This window comes from Flavobacterium sp. GNP002 (assembly GCF_054343795.1).
Window position 1 is genome coordinate 1,136,310 of record NZ_JBTGUW010000001.1, and the last position, 21,729, is coordinate 1,158,038.

Below are 21,729 nucleotides of genomic sequence, written 5' to 3' on the forward strand. Positions count from 1 at the left end.
CTTAATACTTATCACTTAGTACTTTTTAGTTATATTTTGCTGATAATTCTTTTGCTACAGTTTCGATTACATCAGTAATTTCGTCTGTTAATTTCCCTGCTTTCAAGGCATCAAGAGTAGCTCTGTGTTTGTTGTTTAAGAATTCCAAGAAATCTTTCTCAAATTCTCTTACTTTGTTCACAGGAACATTTCTCAATAAGTTTTTTGAACCAGCATAGATAATCGCAACTTGATCTTCAACTGTATAAGGATCATTCAAACCTTGTTTCAAGATTTCAACGTTTCTTTTTCCTTTTTCAATTACGTTTAAAGTAACAGCATCTAGATCAGAACCAAATTTAGCAAACGCTTCCAATTCACGGAATTGTGCTTGATCCAGTTTCAAAGTACCTGCTACTTTTTTCATTGATTTAATTTGTGCATTACCTCCAACACGAGATACCGAAATACCAACGTTAATTGCCGGACGAACCCCAGAGTTAAACAAATCTCCATCTAAGAAAATTTGACCATCAGTAATCGAAATTACGTTTGTTGGGATATATGCAGAAACGTCACCAGCTTGAGTTTCAATAATAGGAAGGGCAGTCAATGAACCACCACCTTTTACAATTGATTTCAATGAATCTGGTAAGTCATTCATGTTTTTAGCAATTCCATCATCAGCAATTACTTTACAAGCACGCTCTAATAAACGGCTGTGTAAGTAAAAAACGTCTCCAGGATACGCCTCACGTCCCGGTGGTCTTCTTAATAAAAGAGAAACCTCACGGTATGCAACAGCTTGTTTAGATAAATCATCATAAACAATTAAAGCTGGACGACCTGAATCTCTAAAATATTCTCCAATTGCAGCACCTGCGAAAGGAGCATATACTTGCATAGGAGCTGGATCAGAAGCGTTCGCTGCAACAATAATGGTGTAAGCCATTGCACCTTTTTCTTCTAACATTTTAGCAATTCCTGCTACAGTCGAAGCTTTTTGTCCAATAGCTACATAGATACAAAATACTGGTTTCCCAGCATCGTAAAATTCTTTTTGATTTAAGATAGTATCGATACAAACAGTTGATTTACCTGTTTGACGGTCACCAATAACTAGCTCGCGTTGTCCACGACCTACTGGAATCATTGCATCTACTGCTTTGATACCTGTTTGCAATGGCTCAGTAACGGGCTGACGGAAGATAACTCCAGGAGCTTTTCTTTCTAAAGGCATCTCGTATAAATCTCCACCGATTGGTCCTTTTCCATCAATTGGAAAACCAAGAGTGTTTACTACACGACCTACCATTTGTTCTCCTACTTTAAGAGAAGCAATACGTTGTGTTCTTTTTGCAGTCGATCCTTCTTTAATTCCTGTAGATGGTCCTAAAAGTACCACACCTACATTGTCTTCTTCAAGGTTCAATACAATAGCTTCAAGTCCGTTTTCAAATTCAACTAACTCACCATATTGCACATTTGAAAGCCCGTAAATACGAGCTATACCGTCTCCAACTTGAAGTACGGTTCCTACTTCTTCTAGTGTAGCACCAGATTCAAAACCTTCTACTTGCTTTCTTAATATTGCTGAAATTTCAGCAGGTTTAATTTCCGCCATAATAATTATTTTTACCTATTTTTTTATATTGATTTAGAATATAAATCAACTAAATCTTTTAAACCATTAACATTACTGTAATCAATTTTTTCTATGTCACTACTAGATACAGAACTTCCGATGTACTCTTTTAACTTAGTGAAAAACTTCTCTTCTTTACCTTTTTTAATAAGGATTTGAAAACCTTTTTCCTGTGATGGTATTTTAATTACATACGAATTTGAAGGTATGTCTTGATAAATACTCATCTTATCTGTAATTTGTACTTCTTTAAAATATTTCCATGAAGCTGTAGCTAGAGAAATTCCAGCCATGGCACCTAAATCAAGAGCAGAATTATCTTTTGGTGCAGCAACCTCTTCAACTTTTACCAATAAAGCTCTATACTTTGTCTCTGACTTATCATCATTAACGATACTAAAAAGTACATTCTCTTTTGCTTTATAACTGTAATATCTTAGATCACCTTTTTCGTTTTTCGCTAAAACTTTTAATAATTTCCCAACACCATCTAAATCTACCATGCCGTTAGAAGAATTAGCGATTGCAATTTTTTCAAAATCAATTGAAAGTGTTCCTTCTAATTTGTCTCCTTTTTGATCAATTACATACCCTTTTTTATCATAAATATTAGATGAATTTAATTTAGCTGCATCAAGTTTAGCCATTTTATCAGCTTGTCTTGCCTCTAAAAGTACTTCCGCCTCCATCAAAGTCATGTATTTTTGCCCATTCAAATAGGTTATATCAACTAATTCTTTTACAAAACTTTCAGACGAAGCCAAATCCGCATTATTGATTTTTGCAGTTGGAACATAAGTAAAAGTTTTATCAGATTCAACTAATGCTACTACCATTTTACCGCCTGTCTCAACAGCTTGAACTAGTACTCTACCACTTAAAGATGCGATTTCAACATTTAAAACAGGATATGGCGAATTATTTTGTTTCATAGAAACATCATATTTAGCTACCACTTTTGACATGAACTCTTTGTTTTGTTCTTTGCTATACTTATCTGTAAATGCATCTGCAGGAACAACACCAGAAAAAATCAATTTGTCTTTACGAAAAACTTGATAGTTCATTGTCGCTAAGTCTTTTTCCAATCCCTTAGCAGATTCCTTCAATTTTTCAATCTCTGCTGAAATACTTGGACGCTCTTCAGCAAAAAAAGCATCAAGATTCTCTACACCGTTAGTCGTTAAAATATTGTACTTTTTAGCAAGGATTTCTGCAACAGCTTTTTTATAATTCAATGTAAAAGACATTAAAGCAAAATCTACTTCTGTAGTTTTTGTACCATCTAAATTTGTAACAACTAACCAACTTTTAGAATTTTGAGCATCAATTTTATGTGTCTTCAAAGTTGCAATGATAGCATTGGCATTATTAATTGAAGTATATTTAAATTGCGTGCCTGCTTTGTCTTTTTCAACTTTCGCTACAGCAACATTATCAAATAAAATCTGATCATCATCTTCTTTTATTTTCTGACCAAAAGAAAATATCGATGTACTTAAAATAAGTAAAAATAGAATTTTTTTCATTGCTAGATTTTAGTTGATTAACTCTCTTTTTAATACTTGTAATCTATTGGCAACTGAAGCGTTGTATTGCTTGTCCCCTATTCTCAAAATAAAACCTCCAATGATTGCAGGGTCTACTATATTTTCTAACGTTATTTTCTTATCTGAAAGTGTTGCTACTTTCGCTAAAACTTGCGCTTCTAAAGCTGCATCCATAGGAACAGCTGTAGTCACTCGTGCTAACTCAATACCATTTTCTAAGTCAGATAATTTACCATATTCAGTAGCAATTGCATCTAATATTTCGAATCTTTTGTTTTCAAATAACAAATGAAACAACCCTTGAGTTACAACATTGATACCTGCAAAAACTTCTAACAATGCATTTTCTTTCACCGCTACTTTAATGGTAGGGTTCTGAATAAAAGTACTCAATTCTAAATTCCCATTAATAGTGGTAGCGATAGTTTTCATATCACTGCTTACTGCTTCAGCAACATTTTTTGAGTTTGCTAAGTCCAAAATTGCTTTTGCATAACGAATTGCTGCTCTTGTACTTGCCATAATTAGTTCAATTTAACGTCACCTAACATATTCTCAATCAATTTAGTTTGAGCTTCTTTGTTAGATAATTCATCTTTTAATACTTTTTCAGCAATACTCAATGACAAAGATGAAACTTGTGATTTCAATTCAGCCATAGCCGCATTTTTTTCTGCTAAGATAGCTGTTTTAGCTTGCTCAATCATTCTTGCGCCTTCTGCTTGTGCATCAGCTTTAGAATCAGCGATCATTTTTTCTCTCATTTCACGCGCTTCTTTCAATAAAGAGTCACGTTCTAATCTTGCTTCCTGAAGAATACGTTCGTTTTCGGCAGTAAGATTTTGCATTTCTCTACGAGCAGTTTCTGCTGAAGACAACGCTTCATTGATTGAATCTTCTCTACCTTTTACTGCGCCAAGAATTGGTTTCCAAGCGAATTTTCTTAAAAGGATAAAGAAAACTATAAAGATAATAGAGGTCCAAAAAATTAAACTCTCTGGTGCTGTAAAATTCATATATTTATATTTAAAAAGTTTGTTTAGGAATAAAAACTTCCTGATACCAACCGTATCAGGAAGTTTTAGATTTTAATTATTTTGCGATTAACGCAACAACTACTGCGAAAAGTGCAACACCTTCAATAAGTGCAGCAGCAATAATCATAGCAGTCTGGATTTTTCCAGCAGCCTCAGGTTGACGAGCAATAGCGTCCATTGCAGAACCACCAATTTTTCCAATACCTAGACCTGCACCAATAACAGCTAATCCAGCTCCGATTCCAGCTAATACCATAATACTAAATTTAATATAGTTAATAATTAATAAAACACATTTTAATGATGATCATGCTCTGCTACAGCCTGACCAATAAACAATGCTGTCAACAACGTGAAGACATAAGCCTGCAACGCAGCAACCAACATTTCAAGTACACTCATAAACAATACGAAAGCTCCAGAAATAGGCGCCACCGCTACTGTTTTGAATATAAAAATCAATGAGACTAAACTCAAGATGATAATATGTCCTGCAGTAATATTCGCGAATAAACGAATCATTAATGCAAAAGGTTTTGTCAACATTCCGATAATTTCAACAGGAATCATAATAGGATATAACGCTTTAGGAACTGGAGGCATAAAAATATGTTTCCAATAATCTTTGTTGGCACTGAAAGAAGTTACAATAAAAGTAATCAATGCTAATACAAATGTAAAGAAGATATTTCCGGTAAGATTTGAACTGAAAGGGAAAAAAGGAATCAATCCAATAAGGTTGTTAATCCAGATAAAGAAAAATATAGTCAATAAATACGGCATGTATTTCGCGTATTTTTTTGTTCCAATATTAGGTATAGCGATTTCATCTCTAACGAATATTACTAATGGCTCTAGAAATCCAGCGATTCCTTTTGGCGCCAATTTATTTTTGTTGTAAGAACGAGCTACGGCAAGAAACAAAAAGAACAATACAAGAGCTGACATCAACATTGAGAAAACATTCTTAGTGATTGAAAAATCAAGTGGTCTGGCGTCAAAAGCAAAAGCACCGTTTTTTCTTTGGTCTTCCGTTAAGGTTTCAAATTTATCTGCGTAAAAAATAACCTCATTGAAACGAACTAAACTTTGACCGTTCACATCAACAACATGATGTCCTTCATTATCATGGTGAAATTGTTCAGAAGAGAAAATTTCCAATCCATTGTTTGTCCACAATATTACAGGAAGATAAAAAGTAATAGGATGACCATCATAATCCGCAATGTGAAATTCATGAGAATCACCAATGTGATCATTAATCAATTCCGTGGCATTGAATTCTTTTTCAGCAGAATGACCTGTTTCTCCGTGTGCTTCTGCAACAGGAGCAGCGTTTTCAGTGTGATTTTGAAGACTATCCGCGGTTGGATTTGCGAAAGTAACCAACGGCATACACGCTAGAAAAGTAACTAACAGGAATTGAAGTGATTTTTTTGAAATTACCATTATTAATTGTGTATCTGATTTTACGTTTTTAAAATTTTTTGCAAAGGTACATATTTAATTCAAAATTGAAAATTATAATGATGATTTTAAAAAATGAATTTTACAATCGTATTGCATTATTTTCAAGCAACTTATCTTTTATTTATTAATCGTACCGAAAAAACTGTTTCAAAAAGCAAAAATAGAAAATAAGGGATGAAAAAAGCCGCTATATCCAAATTAGTTTCCCGACCTTCTGATTGAATCAATGGAATCAAAAAAACAACAGCCGCCATCATTTTCACAAAAGTGGTCCCCAGAAACGCAAAACCAGTGAAATCCGGAAAATTAGCATTTACAAAAAGTAATAATACATATACTAAAAGTGTAGTTACAAATAGGAAAAGGTAAATACTCCATGTGGCATAAAAGAAATTATGATCTTGACTGATTGCGGCTGTGCCATAATATTGAGCAAAAAATAAAAGTAGTGTGAAGGGTACTAAATACTTCAGAAACGAGAAAAATTTGATCATTCGTTATTATTATTAATATTTTTAACTTGGCGAATTACATTATAAAGTGCTATAAAAACAGACAATAACGATAATATAATAGTGTAAAAAGAAGAGGATTCGTCTGAATATTTTTCATCCAGCCACATCCCAAAATAAGTAAATGCGAAAATGACAACTCCCATTTGGAACGGAATGCCCAAAAATACCAACCATTTATTGAAATTGTTTTTATTTGGAGTTTGACTGTCCATTATTCAAGTTTTGATTTTTTACATTTGTATTCATTGTGCAAGAAGCACTAAAATCAGCTCCTGGCTCCACAGATAATTTTCCTGTGGTAACTTCTCCATGAATGCTGGCCTTTGATTTTACATTCAACACTTCGGTTACTTGAATTTTTCCATCAAATTTCCCTTCAATATCTGCATTTTTACACACAATATCACCGGTAACGCTTCCAGCTGGGCCAATTACAATTTTCCCGCCAGACTGAAAATTACCTATCAAGTTTCCGTCTAATCTAAAATCCGCATGCGAAATAATATCACCTTTTATAGTAGTACCTTCAACAATTCTATTGGTTTTACCCAAAAGATCGGTATATGATTTTTGCTTTTTATCAAACATATTTATGGATTTTTTGGCGCTAAATAAGTGTCCATGTTTTTCTTGATTTGAATCACTTTGTAGTTCTCACCCGAAACCACAATAGCAGTATCGACCAATTTATATTTCACGTTATCTTTCAATACAAATACAATGTCTTTAGCATAAAGTTCTGATTTCATTCCGTGAATGGTGATGAAATTTTCTTTTTCAGTATAAATATCATAGGAATAATATAGTTTCTGAGGGCTTTCTGCAGCAACTAACATTTTGATTTTCTCCTCTATTGCTTTTGTGTTTTTATCCTCTCGGGAGCCTACTCGATATAAAATTTTCCAATTATTTGAATCTGTTGCATTCAACTCCATTTTCTCTAAAAACGGAATTTGACTCATCAGGATTTCTTGTGCCTTTTTACCTTCTTCGCTGTTCGGATAATTGTCCGCTACTCCTTGTAATGCATTTTTGTAAGCCGTTAGTCCTTTCAGTTTTCCAATGGTATTTGCTTTAAGCAGTTCGAATTTTGATACAATTTCATCTCCCGAAAACTGATTAATCAAAGCGTCTGAGTTCTCTAAAACCGTTACAAATTGTTCTTGTTGGTATAATTTATACCATTTAGTATAGGCACTTTCCGGTGTATCATTTACTGAAGCCACATTGGAGCTTGTGTTGTTCATAATTTGCGCATAACGAGAATCCGGATATTGAGCTGATATTCTTTTTTTCATCGCTTCTGCTTTGCTTGCATCGGTGATTTGGTACAATTTATACAAATTATACATCGATGGCAGCACCAGTTTTTCCTCAGGATTGTTGTTTAATAATTGTTCCAGTTTAGCGATGGCCAAATTATTTTCTTTGAATTTTTCTTTATAAATAATTCCTAATTGGTAATACGCAAAATTACGTTCTTTACCAATGCTGTCTATATCCGTTTGTGCTATTGGAAGTTGTTTCAAATAAAAATCAATAGTGTATTGCTCCACAATTTTCTCCGTTGTTGATACATCCTCAAGAGTTTCTTTGTCATCACTCAAAGGATCTACCGATGTTGGCTTTCCAGTACTGGATGAGATTCTCCAATTGCCATTTGGAGTTCTGTCGCCCCACGTTTTTTTGAATTCTATTTTTCCAAAAGCTACGGTTGTAGGATTATAAAAATAGAAAACACTACCTACTTGTTGTGAAGAAACATTGGGAATAGCCGGCGGCATCAACGCCGATTTTTTGGCCGGTTTTCCCGGTTCCTGATTAGAAGCCGGATCAATAGAATTAGTTGTACTATTTCGTTCTATATTTTCTAGTTTTTCTTTTCGTTTTTCATCTAAAACTCTCTTGATTTCATCTTGCTCTTTTAATTTGACGATGTATTTTTCGAAATAAGCTATTTTATCACTCGCATTCAATGCAACCACATTCAAAATACTGTCATTTCTTTTGGCAAGAGCCTCATACAAAATCACTTCATCTAGATTAGTTCTAATTTTTTTTATTTTATTATGCTCTCTCGTTTTGTCGTTGAGTTTTACCAATGTACTGTCATAATATTTTGCAGCAGCAGGATATTCAGCATTTCTAAAATACATATTTCCTAAATTTCGGTAATTTGAAGCTACTAAATAAGAATCTTTTGAATCTGTTCTTAAGGATAAATTGTAAAAATCCAACGCTTTCTTCTGGTCGTTTTTCTGATCATAAAAAACTGCCATCTGATGAAAAATTAAATCTTTATACGGGCGGTTTTCTCTGTCTTTTGCCAGTTTATCAAATGTTTTTATAAAAGAATTAAAATCACCGTTTTCATAATCAAACAATTCCGCTTTTTTAGCATGCGCCTGAATGACAAATTTTCTATCCGCTTTTCGGTTCATGTCAATCACTGATTGATACGAAGCAACAGCACTGTCCTTATATCCTAATTGCTGGTACAATTGTCCCAAAACAAAACGATATCGTGCTCTTTCCTGATTTACCTTGGTAAACGCTATGGCTAGTTTTAGTTTAGCAACCGCACTGTCTTTTTCTTCTAAATTTAAAAAAGACTCTGATAGAAGCGCATTAGCATCCGCAAAAACTTGTTTTTTTACTTCGTGATCTTCTAATAATTTACTTATATTTTTTATTACTAAAGCATCATTTCCTAAGCGCATGTTTGTTTTTTCACGCCAAATTTTAGCCTCATAAATCTTGCTGCTGTTGGGATATTTATATAAAATATAATTGAATGCGTCGAGTGCGGGAACAAATCGTTGGTCATAATAACGGGATTTTCCAAGCATCAGGTACGCTTCGTCAATTTGAGTGTTTTTCTCTCTACCGCCAATGTTCATGGAATGTTTTTGAATGGCTTTAGTCGCTTTAGCTTCTGCCAATTCAAAATTCGTATTTTTAGGTTTTGTTGTGGAAGTGAAGTCTTCTACAATTTGCATTTTTTCTATTGGCAGACGTTTCCAGAAATCGTCATCACTGTTGGATTTTATTTCCTTAACTCCTTTGTCCAAACCTACTTGACCGTTGTACAAAATATTATACTTTGTACTCAAGGCGTGGGAATTTCTGGCCATAAAGGTGTCTTTCTTAGTAGAACAGGCCACTAAAAAACCGAAAAATAAGAGGAAAAATAACTGTTTGAATCTATTGACTTTCAATGGAAAACGTTTTTATCAATTAACTTTTAAAAATACATTTTAGTATACTGACTTGTAAAAATACGTTTCTTTTTGATATCGTGAAAATTATCGGGGTTTATTTGAGTCTCATGTGCGCGTGAGGGATGTAGCGGAAATCCTTTTTTATTCTTTTTTTCAAGAATAAAAAGATTGAGAGTGAAAGCCCGACCCGGATTTTTTTCCGGGTCACGCCCAAATTAAACTTTATGGATTTGAAGACTAAAAATAAACCGCAAACTCGATAATTACATAGACTTATTAGACTATATAATTAGCGAATTTGCGGTTGAATTATTTTATGTTTAAACCGCAAAAAACAGCTCTAATTCCTTTAAGGTTTCCTCAGAAGTTTGAATGTCTTTGACCACTTCGCCTTTATGCAGCGCGACAATCCTGTCACTTACCTCAACGGTGTGCAACAAATCGTGGCTGGAAACCAGTACTGTAACATCCGGATTATCAGCTAAATCCTTGATTATTTTTTTTAATCGAAATTGTGTGGTTGGGTCTAAATTAGCAAACGGTTCGTCCAGAATAATCACTTCCGGATTTCCAATTAAGGTGGCGATGATGCCCACTTTTTTCTGGTTTCCTTTGGATAAATCGCGTAAATATTTCTTATTTTTAAGGATTTCTCCGTTGAAAAATTCTTCGTGTGTAGCCAATAAAGCATCAACATCGGCTTTGTTTTGTCCGCGTAAATCGCCTATGAAATAAAAATATTCTTCGGGAGTTAAGTAACCTATTAAGAAGCTTTCGTCCAAGAAAGAAGCGGTGAATGGTTTCCAGTTTTCGCTGGTGTTTACTTGAACGTCATTGTTGATGATATTCCCTGTTGATGGCTGAATTAAATCCAATAAAAGGCTGAAAAAAGTAGTTTTTCCTGCTCCGTTATTCCCCACTAACCCAAAGCTTTCGCCTTTTTTTATTTCTAAAGTATCTATTTTTAATACGGTTGTTCCGTTATATGTTTTCGAAAGGTTGTTTACTTGTATCATTTTTTAAAGTTTAATCGGTTGACTAGTTATTTGGTTATTTAGGCAAAAGCTTTTGAAAAATTGAAAATATTTATTTAAACCATTAAGTTATTAAGTAAAATTAAGGCTTGATGAATATTTCTATTTGAATCGTTTCCCTTTTGTAAGTCTAAAACAGGACTTAAAGCTTTTGTCTTGTTGGTTACATTAATTGTTATTTATCCTTTTTGTTTATAAGCCGCAATGGTTGCGTATTTCTCTGATTTATAGATTTTTTCAATCAAGGAAAATGCTTTCTCTTTGAACGCAAATCCAATTACTCCTACCCCTGCTACTAGCGCTAAGCCTATGTTTGGGTTTCCAAATTTTGAACCCAACCAATACAGTAAAACCGGCAATCCTAATTGCGGAATTGAGATGAGCATGGTTTTTACATTGAATGCTTTTTTGTCACCAAAAGCACCTTTACCGGAACTCAAATCGATTGGTGTTTTAGTGTATGCACCACCCAGTAAAACCAAATGAGAATTGACTCCGATATTATAAATCGCTCCTACAACAATGGTTAAATAAACATGAACTCCAAAATAAAGATAGAATGATGCAATTGTTGTGGTCACAATTGTAGCAATCACCATAAGCCACCATTTAGAACTCAAATAGCCTTTGTAAGGAATGTTTTGCGTCATCATTAACGGATAATAAGCACTATCCCAGCTGGGTACAAATTGTCCGAAAGTGATAAGGAATCCACCCGAAACGAAAATCCCGGCAAAAATGTGCATTGTAGGATTGTTGTATACTGCAATCGCATTAGTAAAGAAAAGAAAACCATAAAAAAGGAACATAACGCTCAATCCCACAGTGGTTTTAGATCGTTTGTTTCTTTTGATTAATTTAATGTCATTTTTCAAAAAGGTTCCGATGGTTCCAAATTGGTTTAACCAAGTCAGCTCCTCTGTTTTGGCTTCATCGTGTTTGTTAGACAATCCCGCATCCAGATATAAATTCTTTTTGAAATACTGAAAAGTAACATAATACATCGCGATTAATCCCAAAACGGGAATGGCAAAAGCCCAATACGTATTGAAAATGGCATTAAAAAATGGCGCTGTAATTTCCGTGATATCAAAGAGTCCGTAGTAGTGTAATGCTCCTAAAACAGCGGATATTGCTAAGAAAACGGCAAATAAATTGTCCTTATTACTCAGTAGAATATTTAAAAAATTGTTGATATATAGCAAAGAAAAGATGGCAGTGTACCAAAGCACTACGGAAAGCACATCATAGCCTTCGATGATTAAAACAACACAAAATGGAATCAGGAAAAAGGCGTGTACCAAATTGAAGAAGGATAAAACAGTTTTTCCTAGTGAGAAATGAACAATTGTCGATTTTTTTATGGGAAAAATTAACATCGGACGAATGTTCATCACCGGGATTTTTTGCAACAGTAATCGGATGATTAAATCCATCAATACATAATATATCATGAATTGATTTACAGTAACAATTGGATCCAGATTCATTTTCTTTAGAATATAAAAGGCTCCGACTCCTAATGCCAAGAAGATTAAAATGAAATAAACGGCGACAAAACCCATCAGGATTTTCAAAGCCAAATTAGTTGCGAAGGAAGCTGACCTAAAAAAAGCTTTCCATTCGAGATAAAGGAATTTTTGAATCATAGTTTGGTTATTTTGGTTTTGTAATATGTAGTCAAAATAAGAAAACGTTACAGATTTTCTAATTTATATTCCGGGTAGGTTTGTTCTAGATAGGTTTGTGCTGTGGAAGGGATTATTTTAAAAATGATGATAAGTGCTGTGTCCTTCATTCATTTTTACTTTTACAAAAATTGGTTTGCTCCTTTTTTGTCATGCTGAGGAACGAAGCATCTCAACTATAACTAGCAAACAAATCATCAAAAAAACCCAATTCAGGATTCATTGTTTTTATTAGTGTAATTTTCTTGTCTTTCTTCCAGCCTTTTATTTCTTTTTCTTTGGCAATTGCTAGTTGTATCCACGTAAATTTTTCGAAATATAACAAAAAATGAACATTATATTTGGCTGTAAACGAGTTTGGATTTAAAGCTTGCTTGTGCTGCTGTAATCGTATCTTTAAATTATTTGTGACTCCTGTATAAAAAACTGTTTTAGCTTTGTTAGTTAAGATGTACATATAACGGGTATGATAACCTTCTTGATATTCAATCATGTTTTTTATTTTTAAAATAAAATTCAAGTTTGTAGAGATGCTTCGTTGCTCAGCATGACAAATTACTAGGTTGATAATCTGAGTTCTGTATTTAATTTCATTTTCAAAAAATTAGTTCAGTTGGTATTGCTTTCTAATTTTCGCTACAATTTTAGTGTTAATATGTAAACCCGTGATACTAAATAAAACGCCTAAAACCCAAACACAAATAAACGGTGTCACCAAGAGATGATTCTGTTGGATTTCCTCTTTGAATCCATTAGCCAAGTTAATTCCAAATTGAGGAAACACTATCACACTGATATAAAAATTCTGACCGTTAATTGCCAAGAAACGTTTCCCATTTATTTTTTGATTTTTAATCCAACTGTACATAAATGGAATCGATAATGACAGAAGTAACAGATTTAACCGAAAAATAAATTCATGCGGCTTATCGAAGTAAAAAGATACTTGATAAACTAAAAACACCAAGAGAATACTTCCTATCATTTTTGGGAACTTTAAAAACTCAACTATCATTTTTCGTTGAATTCGATTGTATTCTTTTCGAAGAATCTCGGTTCTTTCTTTTTCTATACCTTTAAAACCGTTGCGACCAAAATGATTTTCAGCATACTGTTTTACTTGATGAAAAGTAAGTTCCGGATCTTTCTCCCAAATTTCCTCCATACTAGTAACCATGTGATCCGTAAGCTCCACTTGTAATTCATACCATTTGATATCAAAAGATTTGACATAATTGGATACATATTCTATTTGTTCGGTGGTTAGTTTCATGGTTTGGTAAAGGATAATTTTTTTTCAAATTCAAAATGCTTCATCGCTAATCGTGAGCTAAATAAAAGATGGAGTAACATTATAGAACCCGTAAAAACTAATATAATTTGGCTTATTGTACCAGATGGAGTGTTAATAAAACAAAAGGGATAAATCCAAGAAATGTATATAGCAACTCTATTTTTATGTTGAGAATAAAAAGATGTGTTTATTCTTGAATTCCAAATTCTAATTGTATTAATAATCAATAATAAATATCCTGTAATGAACACAAATCGAGCCCCAACTTGAAAATAATAAGTAAGTAACTTTACATTATAAATTGTTGAAAGAACTAAAAAAGTAGATAGAAAAATTAGACTTATCAAAAAGCTAACAAACAATTGTTTTTTTATTGCACTTACCTTCTTATCTAAAACTATTTTGGGATATTTAACGTTTAGTCCTGTGTATATTGAATATGAAGGTTTTAATTCTTTAGACCATTTATCTATTGCTATTTTAAAATTGTCATCAAAAGAAAGTGTATTTTCATCCATCAACACTTGTACTTCCGTGGCAATATGATCTAAAACCTCCAGCTTAATGTCATCGTATACTATACCATTTAAAACTAAGGTCTCCTCTATCTGGGCGATTTGTTCGGTGGTTAATTTCATCTTCAAAAAATTAAAATTCTAATTTTGGACTTGGGTTCACTAAACTCTGCATGTTTCGAATGAAATCTTCGAGTTCTGAGAGTCGGTTTACGGTTTCTTTCTGACCACTTTCTGTAAGCTTATAATATTTTCGCATGCGGTTATCCACTTTTTCAATTTCTACATCCAGCAAACCTTCGGCTTCCAGTTTGTGCAAGGCCGGATACAAAGCGCCTTCGGTTATGTTCAGCTCGCCTTGGGTAATGAGCTTAACTTTCTGGGTGATTTCATAGCCGTACATCTTGCCGTTTTCTTCCAGCAATTTCATGATAATCGTATTCAGACTTCCTTTGTATAATTGAGAATTTTTCATGATTCAATCGGTGCAAGTTTGGTGGTATTTCTTATTTCAAAAATCAAATATACATAAGATTCTTATACATAATAGTTTTAGGTATATAAATTTTCAATACTTTTGATTTTTAGAAACCTAATGTGTTTCCTATCTTTGTAAAAAAATAATCACATGCCATCTTTTTTAAAACTAATAATAAAAGAAGTAAAACGCGAAACCAAAGACGCTGTTTCCGTACTTTTTAACGTACCTGAGGAATTAAAAGCGAATTACACTTTTGTTGCCGGTCAATATATCAATCTAAAATTAACCTTGGACGGTGAAGAAATTCGTCGTGCATATTCTATATGTTCAGCTCCTGACAGCGGGGAATTGCGCATTGCTGTAAAAGCAGTGAAAAACGGTGCTTTCTCTCAATTTGCTAATACAAAACTCAAAGCTGGAGATGTTCTTGAAGTGGGAAAACCGGAAGGGAAATTCACTTTTGAACCACAAGTTGGCCGACAAAAAAACTACGCAGCTTTTGTAGCTGGAAGCGGAATCACACCGGTACTTTCTATCTTAAAATCAGTATTGAAAAATGAGCCTAAAAGTTCTTTTGTATTGGTTTATGGTAACAAAACGCCTGAAGAAACTATCTTTCACCAAGAATTACACGATTTACAATTGCAATACGTAGAGCGTCTTTTTGTACATTATGTTTTCAGTCAAGCCAAAGTAGAACATGCTTTGTTTGGTCGAATTGAAAAATCGACGGTGAATTTTGTCTTGAATAACAAACACAAGGAATTGGAATTTGATAAGTTCTATTTATGCGGTCCCGAAGAAATGATTAATACAGTTTCTGGAGTTTTAAAAGAACATAATATTAAAGAAGCAGCAATAAAATTTGAATTGTTTTCTTCTTCTACCAAAGAAAATAAAATAGAGCAATCATTAGGCGGCCATTCTAAAATCACCATTATGGTGGATGACGAGGAAACGACTTTCGAAATGTCACAAAAACAAACCGTTCTTGATGCCGCTTTAAAACAAGGCATTGATGCTCCGTATTCTTGCCAAGGTGGAATTTGCAGCAGCTGTCTGGCTCGCGTAACCTCTGGAACTGCCGAAATGACTAAAAACTCCATCCTAACCGATAAAGAAATCGCCGATGGTTTGATTCTTACATGTCAAGCGCATCCTACCTCTGAAACTATTTATGTAGATTATGATGATGTTTAGGAAATAGTATAAATGATACTGAAAACTTCTCTGAAAAGGGAAGTTTTTTTGTTTTAAGAAGGTTTTGGTTTGTACTATATTAGCAGAATAATAGTACAGTGAAATTTACGCTGTTTTTGAATCCTATGAGGTAACACCTCATATATATTTACTTTGATAATCTTTTACAAAAAATATGAAAATTAAAAAAATTGAAATTGAACAACTAATAACTCAAAAGTTAATACTTAAACCTTTTACAATTTCATTTTGTCAAAATATTTTAAACAATGATTTTAGTGATTTAGAAAAATGGAACTATCAAAAAGGAAAAAGTTGGCCAGACAGTGATGTTTTAGAAACATTACCTAGAATTATTAATAATCTAACTAAAGTAGGTTCTCCAACGGGTTATGAATCTTGGATGATAATCAAAAAAGATACCTTGGAAATAATTGGAGATTTAGGATTTAAAGGATTTAACAATAAAGAGGAAAATATTGATATAGGATATGGCATAATTAAAGAGGAAAGACGAAAAGGTTTCGCAGAAGAAGCAGTAAGAGAAATAATAAAATGGGCTTTCTCAAATAAAATAATAAAAGAAATTACTGCAAATTGTTTAACCGAAAATAGTAGTTCGATAAATCTTCTCAGTAAATTTAATTTTACACAAATAAGAATAGAAAATGATATGATATATTGGAATTTAATTAACAAGAATTATAAAAAAAACTAACTAAAATTACCTCTAAGGACAGTTTTACTTTATTTGATTTTAGACTTGATTTGAAGTTGTCTCATCCTTGTATATTAAGTAATCGATAAATTTAGTCTCACCTTTTCCTAAGCTGCAAGAAACTGGAAAACATTAAGTTTTCAGGTAAAGTATTTCAAATGTCACCAAATTTTGTTGTTAGAAAAGCAATTAAAACTATTACCAGAATTACGTTGTACCACGCCTTAAATTACTTAATGTTCAAAAGAATTTTTTTTATTCTTAAAACTATTGTTTCTGGCAAAATAGTTCGCATCACCTCCTCATAACCTTCTACTTTTTTATTTCCATACACCGAAGTGGGTAATTTAGGAAATAGGTTTCTATCAGAAACTAATGCATTTTCAATAGGTTGATTAAAGGGAGAAAATCCCGCAAACGGATGCGTAGCACCCCAAAGAGTAATGACTTTTACACCGAACATAGCCGCAATATGCGCATTACCGGAATCCATCGAAAGCATCACATCCAGATTACTGATGAGCTGCAATTCTTGTTGCAATTTGAGTTGCCCCGCCATATTGAGGACGTTTTCTTTATTAGCGGAAAGTGAATTTAAAAGTTCAATTTCCTTTTTTCCACCGCCAAAAAGTAAAATGGTATTGGTTGTATCCAAAGCCAATTTGTTAATCACTTCCTGCATTAAATCCAATGGATACACTTTAGAATCGTATTGCGCAAAAGGAGCGATTCCAATTAGTTTCTGATAATTTGTTCCAATTAACGTTAAAATTTCCGGACTCAAAACTGCTTTTTCAGGAAATAAATTCCCGACACCGCGGGAGGGTAAATCTATAGTAAAACCGAGTTGTTCAAATACTTTCACATGTCTTTCAAACATCGTTGGCAGTTGCTGGAACACTTTATTTTCGGGTTGCGTCAATGCTTTTTTTTCTGCTCTTCCCTTATCAACCGAAGCGACTTTTTTTCCGCTTAAAGCAAAAAGGTTTCGGATGATTTTAGAACGCAACACGTTGTGTAAGTCGGCAAAAGCATCGATGTTTAAACGTTTTAAATGTTGGAACAAACGCAACAATCCAAGAAATCCTTTGTGCCTATCTTTTTCATCGAAAGCAAAAAAAGAAAGATTGGGAATTCCTTCAAAAAAAGGTTTGAAAAACGGTCTGGAAATAACCGTGATTTTAACTTGTGGATACTGGCTTACAAAAGCCCGTAAAACAGGAACCGTCATGGCGACATCTCCCATTGCGGAAAGTCTCATGACGGCTATATGTTTAATAGTGGTTGACAATAAATTATTGTTTAAAAACCATTAAGGTATTAAGGTTCATTAAGTTTCTCTTAATTTTCTTAATACCTTAATGGTTCAAAATATCTTTTTTACTTCTTGTTTTGGTACAAAACAGGATTCAAATCATCATCGTTGTACATTTTCATTTGCTTGTACACTTTCATGAATTTATCTCCATTTTCGATGTCTGTCAACAAATCATCAATGGCCAAAGACAAGTCTGTTCTTTGTTCCAATAAAATATTCAATTTTGCCTGACATTTATCTCTGTGCTCTTGTGAAGCTTCGGCACGAGTAGCTTCTTCTTGCATGTGATAAATTTTCAATGCTAAAATAGACAATCGGTCAAAAGCCCAAGCCGGACTTTCTGAATTAATTTTTGCATGGTCTTTTACTACAACATGACTGTATTTCTGAAGAAAATAACTGTCAATATATTCCACCATATCCGTGCGTTCTTGATTAGAAGCATCGATTCTTCTTTTCAAAGTCAAAGCAGCTATAGGATCAATATTTGGGTCACGAATAATATCTTCAAAATGCCATTGAACGGTATCAATCCAGTTTTTATGATACAACAAATGTTCAAATTTATCTTTTGGGAAAGGGTTATTAATCGGTTGGTCAACATTGTCAAACTGATGATAATCTTTAATACTTTGTTCGAATACGGAGTACGCTAATTTTGAAAACATATCTTTATATTTTAAAGGACAAAGATACTTTTTTATACTTTTATAGATTATAAAAATATTTATAAGTTTAACAGCAAAAATAAAAACATGCAAATTCACTATTTATCAGAAGACAATAGCATCCTAAATCATTTTTTGGGACAAATACGAAATGTAAATGTTCACAATGACAGCATGCGTTTCCGAAGAAATATTGAACGTATTGGTGAAATAATGGCGTATGAATTAAGTAAAAAATTACAGTACAAAATTGTCGAAATCCAAACACCATTAGGTATAAAAACAACCACTGAGATTAAGGATAAATTGGTTTTATGTTCCATTTTACGTGCTGGATTACCCTTACATTTAGGCTTTTTGAATTATTTTGATAATGCCGAAAATGGTTTCATATCCGCCTTTAGACACCATCCTAACAATGATGATTACTTTGATATACTTGTGCAATACCAAGCTATTGCTGATATAAATGAAAAAAATCTAATATTAGTTGATCCTATGCTTGCTACCGGTCAATCTATTGTTGCTGTTTTCAACAAATTAATGGAAAGAGGTACACCTAAAGAGATTCACATTGCCGTTGTTATTGCCGCACCAGAAGGAATCGACTATCTTGAAAAACATTTGCCGGAAAACTGTCATCTTTGGGTGGCTGCTTTGGACGAAAAGCTAAATGAGCATAGTTACATAGTTCCAGGATTGGGAGATGCAGGAGATTTAGCGTACGGTGAAAAATTATAATTGGGAGAAAAAAGCAAAAAGACTACAGGCAGTCAGCACATACATCACTAATTCCTGATTTAATTTTTCTTGAGGAATTTCAATGTGACTGGTTGCCATTATGGCCAAAGGCGCAAATGTAAAAAGCAACAAATCATTACTTTTATTGGCCGAAATTAGAAAAATCACTACTCCAATAAAGAAAGACGCGATGATTTTTTTGAAAGAGGTATGTAACAATTGTGGTCTGTTTGATAATGTGGCAAACATAGAAACTAGGAAAAACAAAGCGATTGTGGCATAGATTGACAAAGCGCCATTTTGATAATTATTTGTGAAATAGTTGATTTCAAAATTAATTTGTACACTATTAATAATGTATTCAACGACATTCAAATCGAAAACTGTTGCGTAAATCATAAACAGAATTACAACAATAAAAAAAGCGATAAAAGGTAATATCCAGTTTCTATAATCTCTGGAAACATGGAAAATTATGGATATAAAAACCAACACGATGAAAATTATACTCCAAAAATGAAATAATGCAGCCAGAAAAATCCATAATGACGCATCAAATATTTTTTCTTTAGAGGCTTTCAGGGATTGCAATGAAATCAATCGGCGAAGCGCCAATAGAATAAAGAAATTAGATAAAATCAGGTTTAAATTATCTAATGCTGAAGGGAAAAAAAGCAGCAATAAAAAGTAAAAAAAAACCGTGTAACTACTGTCTTTACTCAATCCGTTTTTCTTTACAACAAAATTCGTGATAAAAACAGATGCCAATAAAACACAAAATAGCATTCCCTTTTTTAAAATTAATAAAAAGGAATTCATCCAGGATAAATCTTGAAATTGGTATATAGAAAAGAAAACCAGCATTAAAATTACGACCAATGAAAAATTTAATGGTGTAGATTTTCTAAAAACACTTGTTATCATAAGGATATTTTATACTTTTGTGTTCGTAAATATAATACTTGTTTAAAAAGTAAACCCTGCAAGTTCAAAAAGATTCTTCTAAATAAGAACTTTTAATTACCAGAGTTCCTCAAAAACAATTAATAAAATTAATTTTATACATTATGAAAGCATTTTTCGAAGGAATACAATACTTATTTGTAAATATTTTATTTGCTCCTCTAGACTTTTTACGTTCATTAGAGCTGTCATCTTGGTTTGCGGCTAATACAATCAATTGGATTTTCATGATTATTTGTGCTTCGGCAATGGTATACTGGATCAAACAATTGAAAATTTTTGAAGATGCTGGAACTGAGAAGCAAGATACTACCGCTCACTCTTTCTTAAAATAAGAATTAAAAAAAAGTGAACGATAATTGGAAACTATTTTAAGTCGTTTCCAATATCTTTTCTAAAATACATCTTATCAAAATGTAGTCTATCTATGTTTTGGTAAGATTTTTTTATGGCCTCTTCGAAATCATTCCCATACGAAGTTACAGTTAAAACCCTTCCTCCGTTTGAAACTACGTTTCCATTTTCTAATTTTGTTCCTGCGTGAAAAACAATAGAATCCTCAATAGTTTCTAATCCTGAAATTACTTTTCCTTTTTCAAAATTTTCTGGATATCCACCAGAAACAACCATAATGGTAGTCGCACTTCTTTCGTCAATTTCCAGATTGATTTCGTCCAGTTTTTCATTGGCTACAGCCAAAAATAATTCTACTAAATCTGTTTTCAGTCTTGGGATAACCACTTCGGTTTCCGGATCGCCCATTCTCACATTGTATTCAATTACGATTGGCTCGTTTTTCACATTAATCAATCCAATGAAAACAAATCCTTTGTACGGAATTCCGTCTTTTTGAAAACCATCAATTGTAGGTTTTACAATGCGGGTTTCTATTTTTTCCATCAAAACAGCATCAACATAAGGAACTGGAGAAACTGCTCCCATTCCGCCTGTATTTAATCCCGTATCGCCTTCGCCAATACGTTTGTAATCTTTAGCCGTTGGCAATATTTTATAGTTTTTTCCATCCGTAAGAACGAAACAGCTTAATTCAATTCCGTCAAGAAATTCTTCGATAACGACTTTTGAACTCGCATCACCAAATTTTTGATGCACCAACATGTTTCTTAATTCTTCTTTGGCTTCTGCCAAATCCTGAATAATTAACACCCCTTTTCCAGCAGCTAAACCATCAGCTTTCAAAACATACGGCGGTTGCAATGTTTCCAGAAATTCACATCCTTTTTCTACTGTTTCAGCAGTAAAACTATCGTAAGCAGCGGTTGGAATGTTATGTTTGATTAGAAATTCTTTTGCAAATTCTTTACTTCCTTCCAGTTGCGCACCAATTTTTGATGGACCGATAACAGGAATATGACTTAATGCGGCATCGTTTAAAAAGAAATCATAAATCCCTTTTACTAAAGGATCTTCTGGTCCTACGACAACCATTTCTACTTTTTCCTGGATAACAAACGTCTTTATACCCTCAAAATCAGTTGGACTGATAGCAACATTAGTAGCTATAGAAGCAGTTCCAGCATTTCCTGGCGCTACAAAAAGTGTATCACAAAGCGGACTTTGAATCATTTTCCATGCAAAAGCATGTTCTCTTCCGCCCGAACCCAGTAGTAAAATTGTCATGTGTAGTTGTGTTTAGTTGTCGTGCAAAAATAATTGCTTTTGAACTTAAAA

At 33.3% G+C, this 21,729-nt stretch carries 24 protein-coding genes; 4 read left to right on the forward strand and 20 right to left on the reverse strand.

Annotated features, from left to right (window positions below; genetic code table 11):
• Nucleotides 1-25: 25 nt before the first annotated feature.
• The 16 genes from atpA to ACXX80_RS05170 all read right to left on the reverse strand — a co-directional run bounded on the left by atpA (nucleotide 26) and on the right by ACXX80_RS05170 (nucleotide 14,423).
• Entirely contained in the window at nucleotides 26-1,603 is a 1,578-nt protein-coding gene (gene atpA, locus ACXX80_RS05095; protein ID WP_458552281.1) for a F0F1 ATP synthase subunit alpha, read from the reverse strand.
• 23 nt (nucleotides 1,604-1,626) lie between these two features.
• Nucleotides 1,627-3,153: a hypothetical protein gene (locus ACXX80_RS05100; RefSeq protein WP_458552282.1), complete on the reverse strand. Its 1,527-nt coding sequence runs from the start codon at nucleotides 3,151-3,153 to the stop codon at nucleotides 1,627-1,629.
• A 9-nt stretch (nucleotides 3,154-3,162) separates the two neighbouring features.
• Complete coding sequence (gene atpH / locus ACXX80_RS05105; protein ID WP_458552283.1) at nucleotides 3,163-3,696, reverse strand: ATP synthase F1 subunit delta; 534 nt, start codon at nucleotides 3,694-3,696, stop codon at nucleotides 3,163-3,165.
• A 2-nt stretch (nucleotides 3,697-3,698) separates the two neighbouring features.
• Nucleotides 3,699-4,190, reverse strand: coding sequence for a F0F1 ATP synthase subunit B (locus tag ACXX80_RS05110; RefSeq protein WP_458552284.1), 492 nt, complete (start codon nucleotides 4,188-4,190; stop codon nucleotides 3,699-3,701).
• A gap of 76 nt (nucleotides 4,191-4,266) precedes the next feature.
• Complete coding sequence (gene atpE / locus ACXX80_RS05115) at nucleotides 4,267-4,467, reverse strand: ATP synthase F0 subunit C (RefSeq protein WP_031453874.1); 201 nt, start codon at nucleotides 4,465-4,467, stop codon at nucleotides 4,267-4,269.
• A 41-nt stretch (nucleotides 4,468-4,508) separates the two neighbouring features.
• Nucleotides 4,509-5,660, reverse strand: a complete 1,152-nt coding sequence (atpB, locus tag ACXX80_RS05120) for a F0F1 ATP synthase subunit A (RefSeq protein WP_458552285.1) — start codon at nucleotides 5,658-5,660, stop codon at nucleotides 4,509-4,511.
• A 131-nt stretch (nucleotides 5,661-5,791) separates the two neighbouring features.
• Complete coding sequence (locus tag ACXX80_RS05125; protein ID WP_458552286.1) at nucleotides 5,792-6,175, reverse strand: hypothetical protein; 384 nt, start codon at nucleotides 6,173-6,175, stop codon at nucleotides 5,792-5,794.
• On the reverse strand, nucleotides 6,172-6,408 hold the full coding sequence (locus ACXX80_RS05130; RefSeq protein ID WP_458552287.1) for an AtpZ/AtpI family protein: 237 nt from the start codon (nucleotides 6,406-6,408) through the stop codon (nucleotides 6,172-6,174). The genes ACXX80_RS05125 and ACXX80_RS05130 overlap by 4 nt, the downstream gene beginning before the upstream one ends.
• Nucleotides 6,386-6,784, reverse strand: coding sequence for a bactofilin family protein (locus ACXX80_RS05135; RefSeq protein WP_458552288.1), 399 nt, complete (start codon nucleotides 6,782-6,784; stop codon nucleotides 6,386-6,388). Before ACXX80_RS05135 ends, ACXX80_RS05130 begins: the two co-directional genes overlap by 23 nt.
• Nucleotides 6,785-6,786: 2 nt before the next feature.
• Nucleotides 6,787-9,360 carry a type IX secretion system periplasmic lipoprotein PorW/SprE gene (porW, locus tag ACXX80_RS05140; RefSeq protein ID WP_458554075.1) on the reverse strand — a complete coding sequence of 858 codons (2,574 nt, stop codon included), beginning with the start codon at nucleotides 9,358-9,360 and terminating at the stop codon, nucleotides 6,787-6,789.
• A gap of 377 nt (nucleotides 9,361-9,737) precedes the next feature.
• The gene (locus tag ACXX80_RS05145; RefSeq protein ID WP_458552289.1) at nucleotides 9,738-10,433 is read right to left on the reverse strand and encodes an ABC transporter ATP-binding protein; all 696 of its coding nucleotides are present in this window, start codon (nucleotides 10,431-10,433) and stop codon (nucleotides 9,738-9,740) included.
• Nucleotides 10,434-10,630: 197 nt separating this feature from the next.
• Nucleotides 10,631-12,100: a DUF5687 family protein gene (locus ACXX80_RS05150; protein ID WP_458552290.1), complete on the reverse strand. Its 1,470-nt coding sequence runs from the start codon at nucleotides 12,098-12,100 to the stop codon at nucleotides 10,631-10,633.
• A gap of 211 nt (nucleotides 12,101-12,311) precedes the next feature.
• Entirely contained in the window at nucleotides 12,312-12,632 is a 321-nt protein-coding gene (locus ACXX80_RS05155) for a GIY-YIG nuclease family protein (protein WP_458552291.1), read from the reverse strand.
• Nucleotides 12,633-12,743: 111 nt separating this feature from the next.
• On the reverse strand, nucleotides 12,744-13,412 hold the full coding sequence (locus ACXX80_RS05160) for a hypothetical protein (protein ID WP_458552292.1): 669 nt from the start codon (nucleotides 13,410-13,412) through the stop codon (nucleotides 12,744-12,746).
• Complete coding sequence (locus ACXX80_RS05165) at nucleotides 13,409-14,071, reverse strand: hypothetical protein (protein ID WP_458552293.1); 663 nt, start codon at nucleotides 14,069-14,071, stop codon at nucleotides 13,409-13,411. Before ACXX80_RS05165 ends, ACXX80_RS05160 begins: the two co-directional genes overlap by 4 nt.
• Before the next feature lie 10 nt (nucleotides 14,072-14,081).
• Nucleotides 14,082-14,423: a PadR family transcriptional regulator gene (locus ACXX80_RS05170; protein WP_091259149.1), complete on the reverse strand. Its 342-nt coding sequence runs from the start codon at nucleotides 14,421-14,423 to the stop codon at nucleotides 14,082-14,084.
• 153 nt (nucleotides 14,424-14,576) lie between these two features.
• On the opposite strand from ACXX80_RS05170, the gene ACXX80_RS05175 reads away from it, so the two are divergent.
• Entirely contained in the window at nucleotides 14,577-15,629 is a 1,053-nt protein-coding gene (locus ACXX80_RS05175) for a 2Fe-2S iron-sulfur cluster-binding protein (RefSeq protein ID WP_458552294.1), read from the forward strand.
• A gap of 175 nt (nucleotides 15,630-15,804) precedes the next feature.
• Complete coding sequence (locus ACXX80_RS05180; protein WP_458552295.1) at nucleotides 15,805-16,347, forward strand: GNAT family N-acetyltransferase; 543 nt, start codon at nucleotides 15,805-15,807, stop codon at nucleotides 16,345-16,347.
• Between the two features lie 229 nt (nucleotides 16,348-16,576).
• On the opposite strand, the gene ACXX80_RS05185 is transcribed toward ACXX80_RS05180, so the two are convergent.
• Together ACXX80_RS05185 and ACXX80_RS05190 are read right to left on the reverse strand one after the other, a co-directional pair.
• Complete coding sequence (locus ACXX80_RS05185) at nucleotides 16,577-17,608, reverse strand: glycosyltransferase family 9 protein (protein WP_458552296.1); 1,032 nt, start codon at nucleotides 17,606-17,608, stop codon at nucleotides 16,577-16,579.
• Nucleotides 17,609-17,727: 119 nt separating this feature from the next.
• Nucleotides 17,728-18,333: a DUF4254 domain-containing protein gene (locus ACXX80_RS05190; RefSeq protein WP_458552297.1), complete on the reverse strand. Its 606-nt coding sequence runs from the start codon at nucleotides 18,331-18,333 to the stop codon at nucleotides 17,728-17,730.
• Nucleotides 18,334-18,420: 87 nt separating this feature from the next.
• Between ACXX80_RS05190 and upp the strand changes: the two genes are divergently transcribed.
• A complete protein-coding gene (gene upp / locus ACXX80_RS05195; protein ID WP_458552298.1) occupies nucleotides 18,421-19,074 on the forward strand; it encodes a uracil phosphoribosyltransferase in 654 nt (217 codons plus the stop codon).
• On the opposite strand, the gene ACXX80_RS05200 is transcribed toward upp, so the two are convergent.
• The gene (locus tag ACXX80_RS05200) at nucleotides 19,069-19,998 is read right to left on the reverse strand and encodes a DUF6427 family protein (RefSeq protein WP_458552299.1); all 930 of its coding nucleotides are present in this window, start codon (nucleotides 19,996-19,998) and stop codon (nucleotides 19,069-19,071) included. The two genes, upp and ACXX80_RS05200, sit on opposite strands and share 6 nt — an antisense overlap.
• Before the next feature lie 143 nt (nucleotides 19,999-20,141).
• On the opposite strand from ACXX80_RS05200, the gene ACXX80_RS05205 reads away from it, so the two are divergent.
• The gene (locus ACXX80_RS05205; protein ID WP_099713975.1) at nucleotides 20,142-20,372 is read left to right on the forward strand and encodes a DUF6341 family protein; all 231 of its coding nucleotides are present in this window, start codon (nucleotides 20,142-20,144) and stop codon (nucleotides 20,370-20,372) included.
• A gap of 31 nt (nucleotides 20,373-20,403) precedes the next feature.
• On the opposite strand, the gene purD is transcribed toward ACXX80_RS05205, so the two are convergent.
• Nucleotides 20,404-21,678, reverse strand: a complete 1,275-nt coding sequence (purD, locus tag ACXX80_RS05210) for a phosphoribosylamine--glycine ligase (RefSeq protein WP_458552300.1) — start codon at nucleotides 21,676-21,678, stop codon at nucleotides 20,404-20,406.
• Nucleotides 21,679-21,729: the final 51 nt, after the last annotated feature.